This is a genomic window from Virgibacillus sp. SK37 (genome assembly GCF_000725285.1).
Classification (GTDB): domain Bacteria; phylum Bacillota; class Bacilli; order Bacillales; family Amphibacillaceae; genus Virgibacillus_Q.
The window spans coordinates 481,308-503,403 of record NZ_CP007161.1 but is presented as its reverse complement, the minus strand read 5'-3'; the positions used below and the strand labels follow the sequence as shown (position 1 = coordinate 503,403).

Here is a 22,096-nt window from a genome sequence, read left to right as displayed (position 1 = left end):
ATATAATCACATTTACATTTCCAATAGCTTCAGATCCAAAAATAACGTAACTTTTTGGTTAGGATCCTTTAAATCTAAATCCGTTAGTTCAGTAATCCGTTTTAAGCGGTAATTTAACGTGTTGGTATGAACATGAATCGTGTTGGCTGCTTTATACACATTACTATCACAATTCAAAAAAAGCTTTCAAGGTCTTAAGTAATTCAGTATTATGATTTGCATCATATTGTTTTAATGTCCTAATCACATCATTTTTATAATTTGTCTGCTTACGAATTTCTTTTAATTCATCTATGAATTGGTATACTCCCAGTTCGTTATATCCGTATACTTCTTCAAGCTGGTTTCGGAATTGGCTTTTAACGTTTAGTACTTTTTCTGCCTGGTTATAGCTGTCCTTAATATATTTAGGTGATTCAAATATAAGTCCAAAAGCACCTGATACATTATGTTGCAGCTTTAACCTTTCTTCTATTTTGGCAGTAAAATTACAGACATATTCTTTTAAAATTTTATTTGAATCTTTAATGGTTGGGAATCTTACCAACAGGATAAACTGATTCTGGTCAAAGACTTTACATACCACCTCAACTCCTCGTAGAGTTTCTGTTAGATAGAAGGAATGTTTTTCAATTTCCTCTGTAATTTCATCCTCAAACTCAATCATTACTATCGCAACATATCCATTGAGGTAAAGCCCATATTTTTGCGCTTGTTGTTCAATTTCTGTTGTATCCTTAAGATGGCCGGTAAGTAGTTGCCAAAAGAATTCCTTATAGCTTTCCTCCATCCGTTGTTTTTTGATCTGCAGCTTTAGCAATTTTTTCCGAACTGCTTGAGCGGCTTCCGTAAGCATCATGTATTTCTCTTCTGTTATTTCTCCACCATTGGTATGTGCCCATATAAAGCCTAATATCTCATTATTTTTACTGACAGAAATTGCGATACGATCACCTAGACCAACCTCTGGTATTGCAGGTATTTTAACTGGTTTATTATCCTTAAATAGTTTTGACATAAATCCTTTCTTCCATAAACTATTTATTACCTTTTCCGGTACTTTTCTCTGAATGATCGTATTAACACGAACATTGTCTACGCTATCTTCATGAGAACTATATGAAATAATATGGTGATTGGAATCTTCAATCGTTATGGGACAGTCCATTATTTCTGCAATTCGATCCGCCAGCCCTTCCAATGAATCAAAATTTAATTGAAAAAGCCCTGAATGATTGACTGCGTGCGACATCTTGCTTCCCCCGATCTTGTACTTTTAGGAAGAGTATTTTTTATACTTATTTCCCTTCAAGAATACCACATAATTAGGAAGTTTTAGTGATATTAAACAAACTTTCTTCCTTTATTTTTACAAAACCAACAAATAAAATTAATTGATTATTTGTTAAAATAAATGTAACCGCCATCATTTTTCAACGAATTTCGACATTTAAAACTCTTTAATTCTACAACTGTAAAAAATTTTGATATGATCTATTACACACTTATTTTTTTGGGGGAAGCATTATGGGAAAAATATTAAAAATTGGTAGCGCTTTTATTGGAATAATCGTCGGGGCTGGCTTCGCTTCTGGGCAGGAGGTTTTGCAGTACTTTACGAGCTTCGGTTTAATTGGAACCCTAGGAGCCATTGTTGCTACCGCATTATTTGCCTATCTTGGTATGACACTCACTAGGTTAGGAAGCCGATTAAGAACAACTTCCCATAAAGATGCGATTTATGAGGTCAGTTTTCATCCATGGTTAGCATTGATTGTTGACTATATTATTATTTTCACCTTATTTGGAGTGGGAGTTGTGATGGTTGCTGGCGCTGGTTCCATTTTTGACCAACAGTTTGGTTTACCTGCATTTATAGGTACCTTACTAATAACTATTTTAGTTTTATTAACGGCGATGTTAAACGTAGATCGGGTAGTCAATGTTATTGGAAGTATTACACCTTTTTTAATTATCAGTGTTATCATCGTCTCTGTTTATAGTCTTCTTACAATGGATTCCACCTTTGCTGAATTAAATCCGATTGCAAAGGAACAGACTTCAACCTTGCCAAATTGGTTTATTGCCGGCGTCAACTATGTATCCTTTAATATTGCAGTTGGTGCATCTATGTCTCTTGTTATGGGCGGTGCAGAAAAAGATGAACGAGCTGCCAAACTTGGTGGATTAGTTGGTGGCCTGGGTCTGGGACTTCTTATTGTGCTAAGTCATCTCGCCATCTTTTCAAAGGTCAATGTTGTTGCAGAGTATGACATGCCAATGCTACAAATCGTTAATGAACTATCACCTTTTCTCGGTACTTTTTATTCATTGATTTTATTCGGAATGATTTTTAATACTGGGATTAGTATGTTTTTTGCATTTGGAGCGAGATTCACAGAAATTGGTACAAGCAAATTTAAGTTATTTATCACAATAACATTGATCATTGGCTTTATTGCCAGCTTTGCCGGTTTTACAGATCTTGTTGCCTTCTTCTATCCGTTAATTGGTTATTTGGGTTTATTCTTAATTTTGGCGCTCGTCACCGCCTCCTTTAAGATGCCGAAAGGGAAAAAGACCAGGCTAACTGATCATGAATAGTTTTCCATTTTGACGGCAAGTGTTCCTATTGCTATTCTTTTAATAAAGGAGGCCGCTTTATATGAATGTTTATGACTTTTCAGCTAAGACCTTGCTAGGTGAAGAAAAATCCCTGTCAGATTATAAGGGAAAAGTACTTTTGATTGTCAATACAGCAAGTGAATGTGGCTTTACGCCCCAATTTGAAGGGTTGCAGCAGTTATATGATAAATACAAAGAACAAGGTTTAGAAATACTGGGTTTTCCTTGTAATCAATTTAATAATCAGGATCCTGGTTCAAATGAACAGATTTCGGAATTTTGTCAGCGGAACTATGGAGTCACCTTTCAAATGTTTAGTAAAGTTGATGTAAAAGGAGAGCATGCCCATCCTTTATTTTCATACTTAACTGAGGAAGCCAAAGGTATGTTGACAAAGCAAATTAAATGGAACTTCACAAAGTTTCTTATTGATAGAAATGGAAATGTCATTAAACGATTTGCACCTCAAACCAAGCCAGAAAGCTTGGAACAGGATATTGAAGAAATACTATAAGTGGTAGAAACCCATCAGGTAGCGGATGACGTCTCCCTGATGGGTTTTTTCGATTTAAAATGTTTGCCTTGCTAATCACACTATTATTTGTGCTAGTATTAAAATAACACCTGAGCTGGGAAAGGAGCTTTATCTTTGGAAGCATTGCATAAAATAAGAAAAGCAAAAGAAGCATTAAACAACGTGATTTTAGGACAGGAAGAGGCTGTAGATTTAGTATTTATTACACTACTTAGTGGTGGTCATATTTTGTTAGAGAGCGTACCAGGGTCCGGAAAAACAAAGCTTGCAAATGCTTTAGCGAAGTTAATTAAGGGTAACTTCAGACGTATACAGTTTACACCAGATGTTCTTCCAAGCGATGTCACTGGCATTCAATTTTTCAATCCAAAAACCCAGGAGTTTGAAATGCGAATTGGCCCTGTTGACACAAATATTTTATTGGCAGATGAGATAAACCGCGCTACCCCTCGAACTCAGTCTAGTCTTTTAGAGGTAATGGAAGAGAAGCAGACAACGATTGATGGCGAAACAATTCAACTAACCCCGCCCTTTTTCGTTATTGCCAGTCAGAATCCAATTGAATCAAACCAAGGAACCTTCCCGCTACCAGAAGCTCAATTAGATCGCTTTATGATAATGGTTAAAATGGATTACCCTTCCTATGACCATGAGAAACAGATACTAAAAGATCAGCGTTTAGCTGATCCGATAAACGACCTCGATCCTCTCGTAACGAAGGAAGACATTATTGCATTACAAGAAGAAGTCCGTAAAATAGAAATAACAGATTTAGTTATGGATTACCTATTGGAGCTTGTGAGGAAAACCCGGGAACATGAGGACATTGAAATTGGGGTTAGTTCCAGAGCCGCCTTAGCCTTAATGCGTGCTTCCCAAAGCAAGGCACTATTGGAAGGAAGGGAATATGTCACCCCTCAAGACATCAAACTAATTGCCCCTCATTTATTTGAACATCGAATTAATCTTAGTATGGAAGGTTCTCTTCGTTATAATAAGGAGGACATTATCCAACAACTAATTGAATCAGTCCCTGTCCCAGTAGAAATGGGACAAATGAAATAAGTACATTTTTTTGGATAGAAAAAACACATCAGGAATGTCTTATTCCCGATGTGTTTGTTATAATATTTTTTCGAGGAAATTTTGTGCCCGGACTGTTATTGGTTTTGCAAAAAACGCTTCAGGTTTACCTTCCTCCACAAGTGCCCCATTATCTAGGAATAATACTCGATCCGCTACTTCCTTCGCAAAATTCATTTCATGTGTAACAATGACCATCGTCATTCCGCTGTCTGCAAGGTCCTTCATCACATCCAATACTTCTTTTACCATTTCAGGATCCAGTGCTGAGGTAGGTTCATCAAACAGCATGATTTCCGGTTCCATTGCTAATGCCCTTGCAATAGCGACACGCTGCTTTTGGCCACCTGACAAACGATTTGGGTAAGCGACCTCTTTATCAGTCAACCCAACTTTTGCAATTAAGCTTTTTCCGATTTCATCTGCTTCTATTTTTTTCATGTTTTTTACTTTCTTTGGCGCATACGTGACATTCTCCAATACCGTCATATGAGGAAACAGATGGAAATGCTGAAATACCATTCCGATATTTTTTCTGATTTCCAGCTTATTTACTTTCGGTGATGTAATCATCTGGTCTTTTATACAAATATCACCTGATGTTGGCTGTTCTAAAAGGTTTAAACATCTTAAAAAGGTTGACTTACCAGATCCGGAAGGCCCAATCACGGCAACTACTTCGCCTTGTTTTATATCCGTTGATATATTTTTTAATACCGTATTTTCTTCGAATGTCTTTGAAACATCATCTACCTTAATCACTGTATCTCATCCTCCGTTCCACTACTTTGCCAAGCTGTGTTAGTACATAGACCATCAGCCAGTAGATAACCCCCGCAAACAACAAAGGCTCAAAATTACGATAAATGTCAGCACCTACGATTTGCGCACGGCGCATGATATCAAGGTAGCCTATCACCGATACGATGGCAGATTCCTTTGTTAATGTGATAAACTCGTTCATTAACGCTGGTAAAATATTTTTAATTGCCTGTGGTAAAATGATATTCGCCATCATTGATTTATATGGTACTCCCAGCGCTTGTGCTGCCTCTGTTTGACCTTTATCCACTGCCATAATACCTGCCCGTATAATTTCTGACACATAAGCTGCTGAATTCAGACCAAATGCCAGAATGGCTGAAGAAAATGGCTCAATATCGTACCCTGTCAATTGTGGTACAGCAAAGTAAAAAATCATTAATTGCAAAATTAAGGGTGTCCCCCGGAAGATGGATGTATAAATATCAGCTACAACCTTTAATACTGGTATCTTAGTAATCTTGCATAATGCTAATAATGTACCTATAATAAATCCAATCACAATGGAAGTACTAACAAATTTTAACGTAACCCATATTCCCTCTAGCATAAAAGGAATATAAGGCACGATCTGGCTAAAGTCCAAATTCATGCCTTACCACCTCTTTCTCTCTATGTTGTTATTATTGTTCATTCAGCCATTTATCTTTCAGCTTTTGCAGTTTTCCGTTTTCTTCAAACTTTTTTAACGCATTGTTCACATCTTCCACAAGGTCACTATCTTTTGGAAATGCAATGCCCATTCCAGGAGAACTCGTTGTTGGATCATCAAAGCCTTGCAAATCCTGCTCCTTGATATATCCTTTGGCAACAGATTTATCCATATATGCTACATCAATACGATTTGAGTTAAGCTCCTGGATCATTGTTCCAGCATCATCTACTTTCTTAACTGTAAAGCCATATTCTTCATTCAAGGCATCAGCGCCTTCTTCCTGTATGGTACCAAGCTGCACTCCTATTGTTTTCCCTTTCAAACTATCAAGATCTTTAAAAGCGTTTGCTGGTTTAAAAATAAACATTTCACCTGAACGGTTGTATTCCGTAGAGAAATCAACATTCTTTCTTCGCTTTTCTGTTGCACTCATTCCAGCCATAACCATGTCGACTCTTCCAGACTGTAAAGCACCGATTAATCCATCAAATTTCATGTCTTCAATCTCCAGCTCATAACCTAATTCCTCTGCTACCATATTGGCTAAGTCAATATCAAAGCCTTCGAAATTGCCTGCTGTATCGCGTGACTCAAATGGAGGAAAATCAGCTGAAGTTGCCATCTTTAGTATTTTTTTATCTTCTGTATCTTGATTTTTTCCTTCTGAATTTGCTTCACCTTTCCCACATGCTGCCAATAAAGTAATAACTAAGACTAATAAAGTGAGTGTGCCGATTATTTTTTTCAATGTATATTCTCCTCTTTTCTCTTTATACAAGTTGATGAAGTTTATTAAATTCTTGTTGAATTTCCTTAAATAGCGATGGGTCTGTCAACACATCATAACCTGTCTCAGCCAGGGCCAATACACCTTCTGCCAACGTTTGATGTCCGTCTGCTGTAATCGTTTGATCAGCAAATTCTACTGTATGTCCTACTAACCCAGGCTTGTTTAAACTAATATATGGATGAATTGCAGGGACTACCTGGCTAACATTTCCCATGTCAATCGAACCATAGCTCATCTTTGCAGACTGAATTGGCTGCTCACTTATATTTTTTAAATTAGCTGTAAAAGTGTTTGATAGAGCTTGGTTTGTTTTCATATTGTCATAGCTTAATTCATAATTTGAAACGTTCAGTTTAGCCCCTGTCATTAATGCTGCACCATTTGCTATATTAATAACTTTCTCAACAACTTCATTCAAGCAGCTTCGTTCCTTAGAACGCACATAAAATTGTGCTACCGCTTTGTCAGGAACTACATTAGCAGCTAGTCCGCCCTCAGAGATAATCCCATGTATGCGTACATCGTCGGGCAAGTGTTCCCTTAATGCGTTAATACCGTTGAACAATTGAATAACACTGTCTAAAGCATTAATCCCCTTTTCCGGAGATGCTGCCGCATGAGATGTTTTACCCTTATAGGTAAATTGTATTGCATCCATTGCCAGCGAGTCGCCACTTTCATAGGATTGGTCAGAAGGATGAACCATCATGGCCACATCAATGGAGTCAAAAATCCCTTTTTCGCTCATCGGCACTTTAGCTCCGTTCGTTTCCTCTGCAGGTGTACCTAATACTACAATACTACCTCCTATGTCATTTAATAGTTTACTTAAGATAATACCTGCGCCTACACTCATCGTCCCTATTAGATTATGACCACATCCATGTCCCACTTCAGGTAGTGCATCATATTCAGCTAAATATGCAATGACAGGACCGGGTTTACCACTGTTAAATTCAGCTTTAAATGCGGTCTTTCTATCTACAATATTTTCTTCAATATGAAAGTTATGTTGTTCAAGATATTGCGTTAAAAGCATCATAGAATTATATTCCTGATCACCGATCTCAGGGTTTTCATAGAGATGATCACTCATGTTACATAATTCACCTATAATATTGTTCAATTCCTTCTTTAACTGGCTCTTCATGATGAATCCTCCAATATGTATAATTATTAATGGATATGTATATTTATACCATGGATATTATATTTATGCAATAGTTTTTTTATAAGCTGTATGGAAAAATATTTATAGAATAAAGAGGAATATTTCCCCGTAGCGGTGATTTACGCAGTCTCTATATTCTTAGTTAGGTCGCAGTTTCCTCCAACTGTGTAAATAAGCAAAAATTAATTTGTTATCATTTAAGGGCACTGACTTTATTTATGTGCACAAAAAAACAAGCACGTTTTATGTGCTTGTTTTTTGCATTTTCGCTATACGTATTAGTATGCTTTTGCCCAATATACTAATTCTTTTGCTTCTTTACCACAACATACACACGTATCTGAAACATTCTCCTGTTCGAATGGGATACAACGGGAAGTAGCGGTTGTTTCTTCTTTTATCTTTTCCTCACATGCTGTGTCACCACACCACATCGCTTTAATAAAGCCTGGATTTTCTTCCAATGCTACTTTGAACTCAGCCATGTTTTTTGCAACAGAGGTTTTCTCTTCTCGATGTGCTTTTGCTTTATCAAATAAGTTTTGCTGAATTTCGTCTAGCAATACAGGTAGGCGGTTCTGTAATTCAGCTAATACAACGAATTCTTTTTCTCCTGTATCCCTACGTACAAGTACTACTTGGTTCTTTTCAATATCTTTTGGTCCCATTTCAATACGGACAGGGAATCCCTTCATTTCTGTTTCATTGAACTTCCATCCAGGAGTTTTATCACTTGCATCTATATCTACACGTACCAAATCCTTCAGTTGATCACGTAGATCGTATGCTTTATCCAATACACCTTCTTTATGTTGGGCTATTGGTACAATCATGGCCTGGACTGGTGCTATTCTTGGAGGAATAACTAAACCACGGTTATCACCATGCACCATAATTAATGCGCCCATTATACGGGTAGAAAGCCCCCATGAAGTTTGATGTACATATTGACTTTTTCCATTTTCATCAAGATACGTGATATCAAATGCTTCCGCAAACCCCGAACCGAAGTGATGAGATGTACCAGATTGTAATGCTTTACCATCATGCATCATGCTTTCGATTGTTAAGGTATATTTTGCGCCTGCAAATTTTTCCTTATCTGTTTTACGCCCCTTCAACACAGGAATCGCCAAGTACTTTTCTACAAGGTCAGCATAAACACCAAGCATTCTATCTGTTTCTTCTGCAGCATCTTGGTCAGTAGCATGGGCTGTATGACCTTCCTGCCAATGAAATTCAGACGAACGAAGGAATGGACGAGTTGTTTTTTCCCAACGTACTACATTTCCCCATTGATTATACAATTTCGGCAGGTCACGATAGGAATGAATATTATTTGAATAATAATCACAGAATAGAACTTCTGAGGTTGGACGTACAGCAATTCTTTCTGCCAGTTCCTCTTCTCCCCCATGTGTTACCCAAGCAACTTCAGGTGCAAATCCTTCAACATGATCTTTTTCCTTTTGTAATAGACCCTCCGGAATAAATAGTGGAAAAGCCACATTAGAATGACCTGTCTCTTTAAACTTCTTATCCAATTCATCCTTAATATTTTCCCAAATTGCATAACCATATGGTTTAATAATCATCGTTCCACGAACTTGGCCATACTCCACCAATTCCGCTTGTTTCACTACATCTGTATACCATTGGGCGAAATCTTCTTCCATTGCTGTCACTTTTTCAACAAACTGCTTATTTTTTTTACCCAAGCTGAACACCTCTTTATATAAAATTATTATTTAATTATAAATATGAACACAAAAAATCCTCCATCCGAAAAGGGACCGAGGTCTGGTGGTACCACCCTTGTTTACAGGATATCCTGTACACTTGAATTGATAACGGTCAAAGACCGCGCACACCTTACAGCAACAAGGCTTTAACGATGGCGAACTCGGAGGCAGGTTCCTACTTATGTCTTTAGAAATTTCCAGCAGCCATTTCCTCTCTTGAAAAGACAATAAATTATACTAATCCTCTTCTACGTTTCATATATATTTCTAAATATAAAGCTATGTACATGGAAAGTCAAGCACCCTCCTTAAAAGGCTTTTTCATAAAGAGAGAACTGATCCCCCGCTTCTCCCACATGTCCCATAAACTGAAATCCTGCACGATGATAGAATTTATTTAAAACAGGGTTATTCCCAATACAATCTAAACGTATACAGCTATTATTCACTTGATATGCATCAATCATCCATTCAAGCGTTCGTTTACCAATTTGCTTATGATGATGCTCTTGATGTACTGCAAAACGGTGCAAATAAAAGGCATTGTCCTCTCTTTTTCCCCACATTTCTATATCCCATGGATTTTGCTCGGGGGAAAAATTGAATACGGCTACTATTTCAGTATTCTTATTTTCTACTATATAAGTGATATCCTCCACAATGTCTTCCATAATTTCGTTAACTTCCACATCATTCTGTAGATGCTCCCATTGATTTATCTCCTTCTCATTCAGCCATTTGGCTGCATTTCGTAAAATGTGAAATACTTCTTTAGCATCCTCTATTGTTGCCTTTCGTACAGCATACTGATCAAATGTATAGGAGCTGAATATTGTAGTCACTTTCCACCCTCCTTTAACGTATTTGCGCACCGAGCGTGTTTTCAAAATGGCTAAGGGCCCATTCATGCCCAGCTTGATTAAAGCTTGCTACTGCATCTTTATGGATAACAATCTGAAAACCTTTATTATACGCATCTATAGCAGTATGAAGGATACAAATGTCTGTGCACACACCGACAAGATGAACTTCCTCAATACCTCTTTCTCTTAATTTGATTTCGAGATTCGTTCCAGCAAAAGCACTATACCTGGTTTTATCAAAATAATAGATATTATTTTTATCTTTATTGGTTTCAAATACCTCGGCTAGCGACCCGTAAAGATTTCGACCGGGGGTGCCGATAATATTATGTGGTGGAAAAAGTTTTGCTTCCGGGTGCAAAACATCTCCTTCAACATGTGCATCTATTGCGAATACTACATATTCATCTTTCTCAATAAATTGTTTAGTTAAAGCAACTACTGTATCCTCAATTGTCTGGCCAGGCAATCCACAAGTTAGCTTTCCGTCATCCGCCACAAAATCCGCCGTATAATCCACATTTATTAAAGCTCGCTTCCCCATTTCGACTTCCTCCCGGTCTATTCTTATTTTTGCTTTATAGAGTAGGTGCATATCACCTATAAATTTATTTACTTTGCCTATTTATTTCGTAACTCAAACATAAGTTACTTTAATTTGATGTGCTTGCTTGTATTTCCTTTCAGCAGCATGATAAGTTGGCCCTACAAGCTCTGTATACGAAAAACCGTGTTCAATCGCTGTAGTCACAAAGCTTTTTGCCAATTGTACTGCCTCTGATATTTGCTTTCCCTTGGCCATATGTGCAGCAATAGCAGCAGAGTACGTACAACCTGCACCGCTGGTATTCACCGTATCAATTCGGGGTGCCTCATACACGATCAGCTCTTCACCATCATACAGGACATCTACTGCCGGACCAGAAAGTCTTCCTCCTTTAACTAACACATATTTAGAGCCTAATGCATGTAAATCGATGGCAGCCTGCTTTAAATCTTCTACTGTAGCTATCTCTCTGTCGTTAAGTAAAATAGAAGCTTCCGGTATATTTGGTGTAATAATTGTTGCCATTGGAATTAGCTTTTCTTTTAATGCATCAATTGCATCATCTTCCAATAATTTGGAGTCCAGCTTCCCTACCATAACAGGATCGACGATAACATTTTCAATTCGGGATTTATTTATTAATTCCACTGTTTTTTCAATCACCGATTTGGAAAATAGCATGCCTGTCTTTAGTCCATCTGCTCCAACTTGATACATAGCCGTAGCAAATTGAGCTTCAATTGCTTCAATTGTCTGTGGGTGAACATTTTTGTTCGTTTCCGGATGTTTGCCTACAATAGCTGTTATGACACTCATTCCATAGACATCTAATTCCTGAAATGTTTTTAAATCTGCTTGAATCCCTGCACTTCCTCCTGCAGCTGATCCAGCAATCGTTAGCACTCGCGCTGGATAATTCATTATGTAAAATCCTTTCTATATATTACTAGTTACAACAATACTACGATAAAAAACCAGATTATCATAATCATTTGAATAACGATTTTGGCTAGAGCTCCTCCCAAAAATCCCAGAAGAGAACCAATAGACGCACGAATCGCTTCACCGACTGTTTTACTTTGCAATATTTCAATAAAAAATACGACTAAAAAGGGCAAAATGATAATTCCAAAAGGAGGTATAATAAAAGAACCAAAAATGACAGCAACTGCTGCTCCTCGTTCTCCCCATTTACTACCACCGAAACGCTTCACAAAATAGCTGTTGGCAATAATATCCGCCAAAACCAATACAACCGTAAAAATTCCCATCCCAATCCAGAAAGCTGTATTTAACTGCTCCGAATTAAGAAAGAACTGGTATAATAAAAAACCTCCCCAGAGAACCAGCACAGACGGGATGATTGGAAAAACAATCCCTATAAAACTTAGAATAAATAATAATACTATTAAAACCCAAATGATAATGTCCAGTGTCCCTACCCCCAAAAGTTACTTTTTCCCAAACATACTTGATAGTTTGGTTTCTTCTTTTCTTATTATACGTTTATAGTTTTCCATATGTTTCATAATACTTAAAAGAGTTAAGAGAATAACAATCATCGTAGGTTCTATGCCAAAGAAAATAAAAGTTGTAGTTAAAAAAGATAGATACATAAATAAAACCCCTATGACCAGGTAGTCTGTAGCAAAGGTGAAAATAAGTAAGATTCCAATACCTATGAGAGCGATTTTCCAATCGATCGCTAACAATACACCGACAACTGATGCAGTACCCTTTCCCCCACTAAACTTCATTGTTACTGGATAATTATGGCCCACTACAATAAACAAGGCAGTAAGGTAAATCAAAAATGTCTGCTTTTCCCCTATAACACCATATTCACTGAGTATAAACAGCATAAGTAAAATAGCTAATGTAGCTTTAAAAATATCAATAATTGCAACAAGGGCCCCATACTTCCAACCAAGTAAAATGGTTGTATTTGAAGCACCAGAATTCTTCACACCGGAATTCTTAATATCTATTTTTTTTAGTTTACTGACTATCTGTGAGCCATGTACACACCCAAAGAAATAGCCAATGAACCCAGCTATAAGAATATACATCACAACACCCCTTTCCACCTATTATATCGTAATTAACTTTCCATAAGAATATGCGATGAAAATTTGTTAGAATAAGATTATATTAAACAACAAGAGGAGTACCTTATGCATGAGAAGTTTGCTTCGTATATTGGTGACATGGTCAATAATTATTTTATTTATAGTCATCGTATTTATTTTATATAACGTAAAGGAAGAAAATTATACAAATATTGGAGAAGATGCTCCTAACCCTGAATCCCTTCATCCAACAGTAGATAAACAGCTAAGTAAACTAATAGAGCAATCAAAAGAGAAGAATATTGATATTGTCATTACAGCAGGAGTGCGATCTAAAGAGGAGCAGAACCAGCTTTATAAACAAGGACGCTCAAAAGAAGGTAATATTGTTACACATGCCAAAGCTGGAGAGTCATATCACAATTATGGATTGGCTGTAGATTATGCTCTCCGTAACAAAAAAGGTGAAATTAGATGGGATATGAACTATGATGGCAACGGAAATGGAAAGTCTGATTGGGTAGAAGTAGCAGAGCTTGCAAAAGATCTTGGATTTGAATGGGGTGGGGATTGGAGCGGATTTAAGGATTACCCTCACTTACAGATGACATTCGGCCTGAGTATAGCACAGTTGCAAGAGGGGCTTCGTCCAAAAGTGGAAGAGAACCAGCAAGAAGATTAAACCAGGTAAAATTTATAGTGTCCTAAGCAATTAAGGAGGTTGCACAGCCATGGCAGTGCAACCTTTTTTATCATTCTCCTGGAAAGAGGATACCTTGCTTCTTTCTAGCAATTTCCGTCCATTTGGCAACCTGCCTGCTCCGTTCCATCCATGATTCATAAGCAGCTTTATCTTTTTGTTGAATCATATATACAAAAGCTTTCAGTTCGTAAACCATGTCTACTTCTTCTTGCTCTCCTGCAAGTTCGTTTGCATGCTTCGTCTTCCTGTCATAGAAAGTTAACTTTTCGATAGGAGCAATATGGTCCATCGTCCACGCACCATCTTCACCTTGAATTTCTGAAGGTATTGTTGCTTGGGCAATTTTCGAACACAGAATAGTTACGTTAAATTCTCCGTATTCCAAAATGAGTGTACCACTTCCATCTATACCATTCGATAAATGAACTGGAAAGTAATGAATTTCTTGTGGCTCTCCAAACAAGTCGATCGCCATACTAAGTGGGTATACACCTAAATCCATTAACGCTCCGCCAGCAAATTCCTTCGCAAATACATTGGGTTCCTCCCCATTTTTAAATCGATCATATTTAGAAGAGTATTGAATGTATTGAAACATCGCGCTTCGAATTTTGCCCGCCTTCTCCAATCCTGATTTAAGCGTGTAATAATTTGGGGAAAATAAGTGTCTATAACCCTCAAATACATAGAGACCGAGCTCCTCTGCTGTATGTTTAACTTTTTCCCACTGTTCTTCCGTAAATACAAGGGGCTTCTCACAAAATACATGTTTCCCATTCTCCAGGCATTTCATTGTATGTTCAAAATGAAAGCTATTAGGAGAAGCCACATAAACAAAATTTGTTTCATTATCAGCTAACATATCAGCCATCTCAGTAAACCAGTGCATTGCGCCGTGTTTCTGCGCAAATTCTTTTGCTGCGTTTTCTGTTCTAGAGTAAACAGAATGCAATGTAGCCAACCCTGTCTGCTCAGTCGCTTTTATAAATAATTCGGTAATCCAGCTTGTGCCAATGATAGAAAACTTCACTCTTTGTGGCCTCCTTCTTTCTCTTTCTCTTCATCTGGATGTGGATCGATGGAATGCTTATAACCATATCCTTTTGATATCGTAACAAGCGATAAAACTAACACGATGGCTACTACCAGAATGGAAACGATGCTTACAATCGTTGTTGTCGACATGTCTTTAAAGTTCCTCTCTATTTATTCTGCTGGGTGTTCATATGGTTTAATTGTTCCGTAGATTGCCTCTATATATGGAAGGGATAGCTCTTGTTTCTCAGCTAAACGAAGAGCTCCACCATGTAAATGCTCCACCTCGAGAGTCAATCCCTTTCGGCGATCTTGATGCATGGAGGAGGTTGCTTCTTTATCGAGATGAAGCAGATTATTTATAGCCTTCTCAGCATCCGTATCAGTAATCTTAGCCCCATAGCTGTTTGCTAGTAATTTCATTTCATGTAAAATCATTTTTGCAAGATGAAAGGTGGGCTTTTGATCTCTAATCGGACCAATTGGCAAATTAACTGCTGTTGTTATTCCGGAAAAGGCATTTATAAACATATATTTTTTCCATAACTCTTGTAGAATAGCTGGACTGTTTTTTGCATCCATGTTTGCTTTAGTTGCAAGATCATCCAGTTGTTCACACACTTGCTCTTGTTTCGGATCTAAAGCTCCGAAAACCAAATCATGAAAATTACTTGAATGAACAACATGTCCATTCTCATCCAGAGTGGCAATAATAAATGCAAGACCACCTAACACACGGTCATGGCCATATCGCTCCTGCAAAACATCAATATGCTCTATTCCATTTAGAACTGGCAGGATAAAAGCTCCTTTTTTCACCAATACATCCAACTGCTCAAATGTACCTTCTAAATGATATCCTTTCACCCCAACAACCACTATGTCAGCTGAGGGAATATTTTCAGGTGCTATCTCAACTTTAAAATGATTAACTTCATAATCCCCTTGTTTACTATGAATCTTTAAACCTTCTTCTTTAAGCTGCTCTGCTCTTTTTTCTCTTACTAAAAATGTAACATCTGCACCCGCTTCTTGAAAACGCGACCCAAAATAAGCTCCTAACGCTCCAGCTCCCAGTATAACTAATCTCACGCCATCCCCTCCAAGCTTTATATTTACTATCTTCATGGTACTTTTTTTATATTGTTTTGTCTATTTACTTTTCATTCATTTTTATGTACCAAGCAAATAACGAGTATACAGAAGCTTAAATGATGATAGTAGAGCATATATCTATATACTTCCATTATATTCATTTAAATCAATAATTTGAAGTTTAATTATGAATTATCTAAAAATATAGAGATTGAACCAAATACGCAATACCTATAACATTGAAATATAATGCTTTTAAGCATCGCCCCCAACTCTACCATACTATTTTTTTGCACCAATTGGGGTGATTTATACCTAGGATAAAAGGCTCCCCACCACTACTTAGTTTTTACGTTTGACAATTTAAAAGGAGGTCATTAGTTAAGATGAAGAAATTATTACTTACATCTATTTTATTATTATCACTAATTGCTTTAGCTGCATGCGGTTCGGGTGACAGTGAAGACGCAAGCGGGGAAGGAAAAAGCAGTGATGGAGAGAGTGGTAAATTAGCTGAACTACAGGATGCGGGGAAGGTCACGATTGGATTTGCCAATGAGAAGCCGTACGCATACGAAGAAAATGGAGAATTAAAAGGAGCTGCAGTAGATATTGCAGCTGCAGTGTTTAAAGAGCTTGGTATAGAAGAAATGGATTCACAGCTAGCAGACTTTGGACAGTTGATCCCTGGTCTTAAAGCAGGAAAATTTGATGTTATTACTGCCGGTATGGCTATTAACCCTGACCGTTGTAAAAATGTAGCATTTGGGGAGCCAGAAATGAAGTATGGGGAAGGTCTGATTGTACAAAAAGGCAATCCACTAGGTTTAAAAAGCTACAAAGACATTGCTGATAACCCGGATGTATCTGTTTCTGTAATGGCTGGGGCTACAGAGAACGAATTTCTTAAATCCGAGGGTGTAGACGAAAAACAAATTGAAAGTGCACCAGACATTCCAGCTACATTCTCTGCGGTTGAATCAGGAAGAGCTGATGCTACTACCGGAACAGAGATGACGATTAAGATGGCATTGGAGTCTGCAGGTTCAGACAAGTTAGAATTTGTGGAAGGATTTGAGCAGCCGGATATTGATGGAGTACCTAGTTACGGAGCAGCTGCATTTCATAAAGATAACACAGACCTGCGTGATGCGTATAATGAAAAACTTGCAGAGTTAAAAGAAGATGGAACAGTTGCAGAACTATTAGAGAAAAACAGCTTTAGTGAAGAGAATAATATGGTGGAAGCTGAGGTTACTACTGAAAAAGTTTGTAATGGCGAATATTAATTTATAGTTAAGCTGAACGATAAATAGATTGATTACTCCATAGGGTCCGGCTCCCTCGCCCAGGGAGTCAGGCCCTATGTTTTTTGCGAAAGACATACTTATATTTTTAAAAGGGAGTGATTATTATTAGTGCAATAGAGGAAATTTTCCCAGCCCTTATGAAAGGGATAAACATAACAATTACGGTACTTATCGCCTCTGCCTTTTTCGGCTATTTATTTGCGTTCATTGCCGGGCTATGTCGTCTCTCAAATAATATACTACTTCGGAAATTTACAGGTTTCTACGTAGAAATATTCCGTGGTACCTCACTTATTGTTCAATTATTTTGGCTTTATTACGCCATCCCCATTTTGTTCGGTATTGATTTAGGGAGTGACTGGTGGGCCGGCGTAATCGCTATTGCATTAAATTACGGGGCATATATGTCGGAGATTGTACGTGGCTCTATCCTATCTGTCGCTAAAGGACAGTCAGAAGCCGCTACTGCTTTAAATATGTCACGGTTCCAACGTATGCGTCTCGTTATATTTCCACAGGCGGTACGTATGATGTTGCCTGAGTTCGGAAACTATCTCATTCAGATGCTTAAAGCAACTTCTCTCGTCTCCTTAATTGGTCTACATGACATTTTATACTATGGAGATATTTTACGAAGTTCGAACTTATCACAGGCACCAGTTGTATACTTACTTGTACTTGTATTCTATTTCATACTTGCACTTCCGTTAATATTCCTAACACGGAAAATGGAGAGCATTTCTAAGAAAGGGGTTGCTAGCTGATGGAAAATTGGAGCTGGGATGTCTTTTTTGATGCCTTCCCTATTGTTTTACAGGGTTTGGGTATAACAATTGGACTAACACTTACTTGCTATATATTTTCTCTTGTGTTCGGATTTGTTTGGATTTTCCTGCGAAGAATCCCTTTTAAACCGTTAAACTGGATTGTTACTTGGATTATGGAATTCATTCGATCCACCCCGCCACTTGTTCAGTTATTTTTCATTTATTATGCATGGCCAATGGTCCCTGGAATCGGCATGACTTTAAGTCCATTTACCAGTGCCGTACTGGGCCTAGGCATTCATTTCAGCACATATATTGGTGAAGTATATCGTTCCGGGATCGATGGTGTGGACAAAGGGCAGTGGGAAGCTGCTCGCGCATTAAACTTTTCTACTGGGAAGAAGTGGACAAAAATAATTTTACCGCAAGCAATCCCACCGACCATCCCTATGCTGGGAAATTACTTGATTATTATGTTCAAGGAAGTCCCTTTAGCATCTACAATTGGGGTTGTGGGTATCTTGCATATGGCTAACAGCTATGGTTCTCAATACTGGACATATTTAGAACCACTAACCATTGTAGCTATATTGTTCTTAGTATTAAGCTATCCTTCTGCTATCCTGATTAACAAGCTGGAAAGAAAAATGAATCGACGATTTGATAAAAAAGAAGCGTTAAAAAGTAGTGAAGGAGCGATGACATAATGACAGACCCCATTGTTACATTTAAAGATGTTCATAAATCTTTTGGAGATGTACATGTATTAAAAGGAATTGATTTAGAGATAAAGCCAGCAGAAAAGGTTGCGGTAATTGGTCCGAGTGGTTCCGGAAAAACCACCATCATACGTATGCTCATGACATTGGAACAACCTACTTCAGGAGATATATTCGTAGAAGATCAAAATTTATGGAAAATGGAAAAGAACGGTGAGTTAGTTGATGCAAACGAAAAGCATCTTCGCGAGGTACGAGGAAATATTGGTATGGTCTTTCAGCATTTCAATCTATTCCCTCATATGACCATTTTGGAGAATTGTATGACGGCACCTATTCACGTAAAGAAAGAAGCAAAAAAGGTAGCACGGCAGCGTTCCATAGAAATGCTTGAAAAAGTTGGGCTTGGAGATAAGCTGGATAACTACCCGAGTCAGCTCTCAGGTGGTCAGAAACAGCGTGTAGCTATGGCAAGGGCACTGGTCATGCGGCCAAAAGTCATGCTGTTTGATGAAGTAACCTCTGCTTTGGATCCGGAATTGGTTGGAGAGGTGTTGGAGGTTATTCGCGACATTGCTAAAGAAGGGGAAATGGCTATGATTCTAGTAACTCATGAAATGGACTTTGCTTTAGATGTGGCTGATAAGGTGCTATTCCTTGATGAGGGCGTTATAGCTGAGCAAGGAACCGCAAGTGAAGTCATCGAGCATTCTAAAAACGAAAGACTTCAAAGCTTCCTGCACAGATTCAGAAGCTAGACATAAGGCAGTATCTCCTTTTGAGAGGTGCTGCCTTTATCTGTAATCGAATAGATTACAAAGAGCTATGATTGGAACGAAAGACTGCTGCTTTTTGTATTGCTTCTAAACTTTAGGTTCTATTGCAAATGTTGAGGTATAAACGATTTCTTGTACAGTCATAGTAGATGAATACGAACTAGTGGATATAGTTAATCAGCAGGAGGGCAGGAGAATCCGCCGGAGAAGATATAAATCGGCTGCAGAGCAGGAAAATCCGCTGGAGAAGAAGTAAATCGGCAGGAGAGCAAAACTATCCGCCACAAGATATTCAGGAACTAGCAACATTTGCTTACCATATATCATTTTCCGAAAACCTCATTTATACACACTAGTTACTTCACACCTTGTCTATTTTGCGAATCATTGGGTAGCCCCACCATATATATTGAAGCTAAATTTTATGGTCACCTGAGTACTAAAAAACTGTGTCCGCATATCCATACGAACACAGCTTCTAATTTTATTAGTTTATATCTTCACCGATAATCTTTACTTCCCGTTCTAAGGTCACACCAAACTTATCTTTTACTGTGGCCTGTACGTGATGAATTAAATCAATGTATTCACTTGCGGTGGCTTCACTTTTATTTACTATAAAGCCGGCATGCTTCTCAGAAACTTGTGCTCCTCCAATTTGCTGTCCTTGAAGGTCACTATCCTGTATTAGTTTTCCAGCAAAATATCCAGGTGGCCGCTTAAATACACTGCCACACGACGGGTACTCCAATGGCTGCTTTGATTCCCTTTTAAAGGTTAGATCATCCATAATTGCTTTAATCGAGTCATATTCTCCCTTTTCCAAAGAAAACGTAGCCTCTAAAACAATATAACCGTTATCGGGAATATTACTGGTTCGATAATCCAAGTCCAGCTCACCTGCAGTCAAGGTTAACAGTTTACCGTCACGGTCAACTACCTTTGTACTTACTAAAACATCTTTTATTTCTCCACCATATGCACCAGCATTCATGAACAAAGCTCCACCAACAGATCCAGGAATACCACAAGCAAATTCCAAACCACTAAGTTTTTCTTTTAGAGCCTCTCTTGAGACATCTATAATTCTTGCTCCGCTTTGTGCAACGATGGTTGTTTCATCTATTCGAATTTCTGTTAAATTTTTAAGATTCATTACAATACCACGAATTCCGCCATCTTTCACAATTAAATTAGAGCCATTTCCAAGAAGTGTAAACTTTACTTCTTGTTGATTGGCAAGCTTCACAATTTCCTGTACTTGCTCATACGTCTCAGGTGTAACAAGGAAGTCAGCCTTTCCACCAAGTCGTGTGTACGTATGATTTCTTAAAGGTTCATCCACCATCACATTCTTTGGTGGCGTTACCTCTGTTAGTTTCTCATACAAATGACGATATTCTGCCACTCTTATCATTCCCTTAAAATTATTCCTATCTGTAATTAATCATCTTCTACATTGTAAGTTATTGCCCACGATCTTGCCACAAAAAAGAGTGAATTAATTGATCGATTTGGGCATTTTCATGTAGAGCACTATGGCCAAGTTCCGGATTTTCTATAACTACTTCTTCTAATTGATTACTTGGTATAATACTTCGTAATGCGTGTACACTTTCTGGGAGCGCCACAGTGTCCCCCGTGCTGGCTATACTTAAAACAGATACGTTCTCTGGAAATTCTCCTTCTCGCAATCTGCTTAGTGCTTTTGATTTTGGCTTTAGATCTTCTGCAGCAGGGTCATGATGGATCCTAAAATAAGCATCACTGTAAATACCATCATACGGACTACCAATCGTAACAAAGTTAGCAACCGATGGGTATGTTTTTTCAGTATATTCTTTAATATACTTTAAAGATACAATGCCTCCCATAGAATGCCCCACAAGATTAACTGTTTCCACTTCGTATTTTTCTTTTAGTTGTTGCAAAACAGAAGCTAACCAAAATGATGTTGTAGCAAAGCTTGCTCGGTTATTTTGAAAAACCACCTGAATGAAGGTTGGTTCTTTTCTCCCTTTATTCAAATTATGTTCCTCCACTTTTCCGGAAGCAGAAACATAATATACAATTGCTTTATTGCCCCAATTATATTTATTCTCAAATCGATTTAACATAAAGTCAAAAGAATTAGCTGTCCCCTTATAGCCATGCACGAATACAGTTGGGATTCCGGGATCATATTCGGATTGCGTCTTATCTGGAACATATAAAAGGAACACTATCCCTACTGCGACGAGGCTTATAAATGTAATTCCTGCTAGTTGCTTTCTTTTCAAAAACATCCCTCTTTTACACACCTTTTTGCAATGTTTTCTGCTTTAAAATAAACCAGGTAAAATAGCCAGCTACCGCTAATAAAAATAACTTCACTGCTAGCAAAGGAATGACGAATATTATTGTAAAAGACATTGATATCCATATTAAAAGAACACTAAAAATTTTCGCTTTTAAAGGGATTCCTTTTCCCGAACGATAATTCTCAATATAGGAACCGAAATATTTATTAGTTATGAGCCAATTATATAGTTTTTTAGAGCTTCTTATATAGCATGCTGCTGCTAATAAGAGCAAAGGTGTAGTTGGAATGAGTGGTAATACGATTCCAATGATCCCGATGGCCAAAGATAGGGATCCAATGATAACCAATATAGTCTTTTTTAAATAATCCATTTGCATCACCAGCTGTAAAATGTAGTCCCCTTTAGTATATCATTTTAAACATGCTACCCACCCACAAATATCCGAACATTTTCCCAAGTGGGCACCGATGATAGACATTCTGCTGC

Annotated in this window: 26 protein-coding genes and 1 other annotated feature; of the genes, 8 read left to right on the top strand and 18 right to left on the bottom strand. The window is 37.8% G+C overall.

The window, feature by feature from the left end:
* Window positions 1–12: 12 nt before the first annotated feature.
* Both X953_RS20160 and X953_RS02605 read right to left on the bottom strand, forming a co-directional pair.
* The gene (locus X953_RS20160; RefSeq protein ID WP_232217800.1) at window positions 13–159 is read right to left on the bottom strand and encodes a helix-turn-helix domain-containing protein; all 147 of its coding nucleotides are present in this window, start codon (window positions 157–159) and stop codon (window positions 13–15) included.
* 7 nt (window positions 160–166) lie between these two features.
* Window positions 167–1,252 (bottom strand): CdaR family transcriptional regulator, encoded by a 1,086-nt coding sequence (locus tag X953_RS02605; protein WP_052350019.1) that lies wholly within the window; start codon window positions 1,250–1,252, stop codon window positions 167–169.
* Between the two features lie 275 nt (window positions 1,253–1,527).
* Between X953_RS02605 and X953_RS02600 the strand changes: the two genes are divergently transcribed.
* The 3 genes from X953_RS02600 (at window position 1,528) to X953_RS02590 (ending at window position 4,225) form a co-directional block, all read left to right on the top strand.
* Window positions 1,528–2,604 carry a membrane protein gene (locus tag X953_RS02600; protein WP_040954243.1) on the top strand — a complete coding sequence of 359 codons (1,077 nt, stop codon included), beginning with the start codon at window positions 1,528–1,530 and terminating at the stop codon, window positions 2,602–2,604.
* A 61-nt stretch (window positions 2,605–2,665) separates the two neighbouring features.
* The gene (locus X953_RS02595) at window positions 2,666–3,139 is read left to right on the top strand and encodes a glutathione peroxidase (protein WP_040954242.1); all 474 of its coding nucleotides are present in this window, start codon (window positions 2,666–2,668) and stop codon (window positions 3,137–3,139) included.
* A gap of 135 nt (window positions 3,140–3,274) precedes the next feature.
* Window positions 3,275–4,225, top strand: a complete 951-nt coding sequence (locus X953_RS02590) for a MoxR family ATPase (protein ID WP_084715594.1) — start codon at window positions 3,275–3,277, stop codon at window positions 4,223–4,225.
* A gap of 57 nt (window positions 4,226–4,282) precedes the next feature.
* Here X953_RS02590 and X953_RS02585 read toward each other — a convergent pair whose 3' ends face one another.
* The 10 genes from X953_RS02585 to X953_RS02540 form a co-directional block, all read right to left on the bottom strand.
* On the bottom strand, window positions 4,283–5,005 hold the full coding sequence (locus X953_RS02585) for an amino acid ABC transporter ATP-binding protein (protein ID WP_040954241.1): 723 nt from the start codon (window positions 5,003–5,005) through the stop codon (window positions 4,283–4,285).
* Window positions 4,998–5,657, bottom strand: coding sequence for an amino acid ABC transporter permease (locus tag X953_RS02580; protein WP_040954240.1), 660 nt, complete (start codon window positions 5,655–5,657; stop codon window positions 4,998–5,000). Before X953_RS02580 ends, X953_RS02585 begins: the two co-directional genes overlap by 8 nt.
* Before the next feature lie 31 nt (window positions 5,658–5,688).
* Window positions 5,689–6,468 carry an ABC transporter substrate-binding protein gene (locus X953_RS02575; protein ID WP_040954239.1) on the bottom strand — a complete coding sequence of 260 codons (780 nt, stop codon included), beginning with the start codon at window positions 6,466–6,468 and terminating at the stop codon, window positions 5,689–5,691.
* A gap of 22 nt (window positions 6,469–6,490) precedes the next feature.
* Complete coding sequence (locus X953_RS02570; RefSeq protein WP_040954238.1) at window positions 6,491–7,660, bottom strand: M20 family metallopeptidase; 1,170 nt, start codon at window positions 7,658–7,660, stop codon at window positions 6,491–6,493.
* 299 nt (window positions 7,661–7,959) lie between these two features.
* Window positions 7,960–9,399 (bottom strand): proline--tRNA ligase, encoded by a 1,440-nt coding sequence (proS, locus tag X953_RS02565; RefSeq protein WP_040954237.1) that lies wholly within the window; start codon window positions 9,397–9,399, stop codon window positions 7,960–7,962.
* 67 nt (window positions 9,400–9,466) lie between these two features.
* Window positions 9,467–9,683 (bottom strand) — a binding site (T-box leader).
* Window positions 9,684–9,731: 48 nt separating this feature from the next.
* Window positions 9,732–10,265 (bottom strand): GNAT family N-acetyltransferase, encoded by a 534-nt coding sequence (locus tag X953_RS02560; protein WP_232217764.1) that lies wholly within the window; start codon window positions 10,263–10,265, stop codon window positions 9,732–9,734.
* Between the two features lie 13 nt (window positions 10,266–10,278).
* Window positions 10,279–10,830, bottom strand: a complete 552-nt coding sequence (locus X953_RS02555) for a cysteine hydrolase family protein (RefSeq protein ID WP_040954236.1) — start codon at window positions 10,828–10,830, stop codon at window positions 10,279–10,281.
* A 93-nt stretch (window positions 10,831–10,923) separates the two neighbouring features.
* The gene (gene thiD / locus X953_RS02550) at window positions 10,924–11,754 is read right to left on the bottom strand and encodes a bifunctional hydroxymethylpyrimidine kinase/phosphomethylpyrimidine kinase (protein ID WP_040954235.1); all 831 of its coding nucleotides are present in this window, start codon (window positions 11,752–11,754) and stop codon (window positions 10,924–10,926) included.
* Between the two features lie 29 nt (window positions 11,755–11,783).
* A complete protein-coding gene (locus X953_RS02545) occupies window positions 11,784–12,281 on the bottom strand; it encodes a DUF456 domain-containing protein (protein WP_084715593.1) in 498 nt (165 codons plus the stop codon).
* A 3-nt stretch (window positions 12,282–12,284) separates the two neighbouring features.
* On the bottom strand, window positions 12,285–12,902 hold the full coding sequence (locus X953_RS02540) for a glycerol-3-phosphate acyltransferase (protein WP_040954234.1): 618 nt from the start codon (window positions 12,900–12,902) through the stop codon (window positions 12,285–12,287).
* Window positions 12,903–13,011: 109 nt separating this feature from the next.
* Here X953_RS02540 and X953_RS02535 point away from each other — a divergent pair, with 109 nt between their 5' ends.
* On the top strand, window positions 13,012–13,584 hold the full coding sequence (locus tag X953_RS02535) for a M15 family metallopeptidase (protein WP_040954233.1): 573 nt from the start codon (window positions 13,012–13,014) through the stop codon (window positions 13,582–13,584).
* 70 nt (window positions 13,585–13,654) lie between these two features.
* Here X953_RS02535 and X953_RS02530 read toward each other — a convergent pair whose 3' ends face one another.
* The 3 genes from X953_RS02530 to X953_RS02525 are packed head-to-tail and all read right to left on the bottom strand — an operon-like array spanning window position 13,655 to window position 15,732.
* Window positions 13,655–14,635, bottom strand: a complete 981-nt coding sequence (locus tag X953_RS02530; RefSeq protein WP_040954232.1) for a Gfo/Idh/MocA family protein — start codon at window positions 14,633–14,635, stop codon at window positions 13,655–13,657.
* Window positions 14,632–14,790: a YtzI protein gene (gene ytzI, locus X953_RS19340; RefSeq protein WP_084715592.1), complete on the bottom strand. Its 159-nt coding sequence runs from the start codon at window positions 14,788–14,790 to the stop codon at window positions 14,632–14,634. The genes X953_RS02530 and ytzI overlap by 4 nt, the downstream gene beginning before the upstream one ends.
* A 21-nt stretch (window positions 14,791–14,811) precedes the next feature.
* Window positions 14,812–15,732, bottom strand: a complete 921-nt coding sequence (locus tag X953_RS02525) for a ketopantoate reductase family protein (protein WP_040954231.1) — start codon at window positions 15,730–15,732, stop codon at window positions 14,812–14,814.
* A gap of 389 nt (window positions 15,733–16,121) precedes the next feature.
* Here X953_RS02525 and ehuB point away from each other — a divergent pair, with 389 nt between their 5' ends.
* From ehuB to ehuA, 4 genes are all read left to right on the top strand, one after another.
* Window positions 16,122–17,024 carry an ectoine/hydroxyectoine ABC transporter substrate-binding protein EhuB gene (ehuB, locus tag X953_RS02520; protein WP_040954230.1) on the top strand — a complete coding sequence of 301 codons (903 nt, stop codon included), beginning with the start codon at window positions 16,122–16,124 and terminating at the stop codon, window positions 17,022–17,024.
* 158 nt (window positions 17,025–17,182) lie between these two features.
* Window positions 17,183–17,809 carry an amino acid ABC transporter permease gene (locus tag X953_RS02515; RefSeq protein WP_040954229.1) on the top strand — a complete coding sequence of 209 codons (627 nt, stop codon included), beginning with the start codon at window positions 17,183–17,185 and terminating at the stop codon, window positions 17,807–17,809.
* A complete protein-coding gene (gene ehuD / locus X953_RS02510; protein WP_040954228.1) occupies window positions 17,809–18,519 on the top strand; it encodes an ectoine/hydroxyectoine ABC transporter permease subunit EhuD in 711 nt (236 codons plus the stop codon). The genes X953_RS02515 and ehuD overlap by 1 nt, the downstream gene beginning before the upstream one ends.
* A complete protein-coding gene (gene ehuA, locus X953_RS02505) occupies window positions 18,519–19,289 on the top strand; it encodes an ectoine/hydroxyectoine ABC transporter ATP-binding protein EhuA (RefSeq protein ID WP_040954227.1) in 771 nt (256 codons plus the stop codon). The genes ehuD and ehuA overlap by 1 nt, the downstream gene beginning before the upstream one ends.
* Window positions 19,290–19,794: 505 nt before the next feature.
* Here the strand turns inward: ehuA and murB are convergent.
* Genes murB through X953_RS02490 form a run of 3 tightly spaced genes read right to left on the bottom strand, consistent with a single transcriptional unit; the run spans window position 19,795 to window position 21,980 of the window.
* Window positions 19,795–20,724: a UDP-N-acetylmuramate dehydrogenase gene (gene murB / locus X953_RS02500; RefSeq protein ID WP_040954226.1), complete on the bottom strand. Its 930-nt coding sequence runs from the start codon at window positions 20,722–20,724 to the stop codon at window positions 19,795–19,797.
* A gap of 49 nt (window positions 20,725–20,773) precedes the next feature.
* On the bottom strand, window positions 20,774–21,592 hold the full coding sequence (locus X953_RS02495; RefSeq protein WP_040954225.1) for an alpha/beta fold hydrolase: 819 nt from the start codon (window positions 21,590–21,592) through the stop codon (window positions 20,774–20,776).
* Window positions 21,593–21,599: 7 nt separating this feature from the next.
* Window positions 21,600–21,980 (bottom strand): YbaN family protein, encoded by a 381-nt coding sequence (locus tag X953_RS02490; RefSeq protein ID WP_040956923.1) that lies wholly within the window; start codon window positions 21,978–21,980, stop codon window positions 21,600–21,602.
* Window positions 21,981–22,096: the final 116 nt, after the last annotated feature.

Bases quoted from the DNA above. Each gene is read 5' to 3' on its own strand.
- X953_RS02490 (WP_040956923.1), bottom strand. From the start codon at position 21,980: ATGGATTATTTAAAAAAGACTATATTGGTTATCATTGGATCCCTATCT.
- X953_RS02600 (WP_040954243.1), top strand. From the start codon at position 1,528: ATGGGAAAAATATTAAAAATTGGTAGCGCTTTTATTGGAATAATCGTC.
- X953_RS02570 (WP_040954238.1), bottom strand. From the start codon at position 7,660: ATGAAGAGCCAGTTAAAGAAGGAATTGAACAATATTATAGGTGAATTA.
- X953_RS02605 (WP_052350019.1), bottom strand. From the start codon at position 1,252: ATGTCGCACGCAGTCAATCATTCAGGGCTTTTTCAATTAAATTTTGAT.
- X953_RS02540 (WP_040954234.1), bottom strand. From the start codon at position 12,902: ATGTATATTCTTATAGCTGGGTTCATTGGCTATTTCTTTGGGTGTGTA.
- ehuB (WP_040954230.1), top strand. From the start codon at position 16,122: ATGAAGAAATTATTACTTACATCTATTTTATTATTATCACTAATTGCT.
- murB (WP_040954226.1), bottom strand. From the start codon at position 20,724: ATGATAAGAGTGGCAGAATATCGTCATTTGTATGAGAAACTAACAGAG.
- X953_RS02495 (WP_040954225.1), bottom strand. From the start codon at position 21,592: ATGTTTTTGAAAAGAAAGCAACTAGCAGGAATTACATTTATAAGCCTC.
- thiD (WP_040954235.1), bottom strand. From the start codon at position 11,754: ATGAATTATCCAGCGCGAGTGCTAACGATTGCTGGATCAGCTGCAGGA.
- X953_RS02515 (WP_040954229.1), top strand. From the start codon at position 17,183: ATGAAAGGGATAAACATAACAATTACGGTACTTATCGCCTCTGCCTTT.
- ehuA (WP_040954227.1), top strand. From the start codon at position 18,519: ATGACAGACCCCATTGTTACATTTAAAGATGTTCATAAATCTTTTGGA.
- X953_RS02535 (WP_040954233.1), top strand. From the start codon at position 13,012: ATGAGAAGTTTGCTTCGTATATTGGTGACATGGTCAATAATTATTTTA.
- X953_RS02595 (WP_040954242.1), top strand. From the start codon at position 2,666: ATGAATGTTTATGACTTTTCAGCTAAGACCTTGCTAGGTGAAGAAAAA.
- X953_RS02580 (WP_040954240.1), bottom strand. From the start codon at position 5,657: ATGAATTTGGACTTTAGCCAGATCGTGCCTTATATTCCTTTTATGCTA.
- X953_RS02555 (WP_040954236.1), bottom strand. From the start codon at position 10,830: ATGGGGAAGCGAGCTTTAATAAATGTGGATTATACGGCGGATTTTGTG.
- ytzI (WP_084715592.1), bottom strand. From the start codon at position 14,790: ATGTCGACAACAACGATTGTAAGCATCGTTTCCATTCTGGTAGTAGCC.
- ehuD (WP_040954228.1), top strand. From the start codon at position 17,809: ATGGAAAATTGGAGCTGGGATGTCTTTTTTGATGCCTTCCCTATTGTT.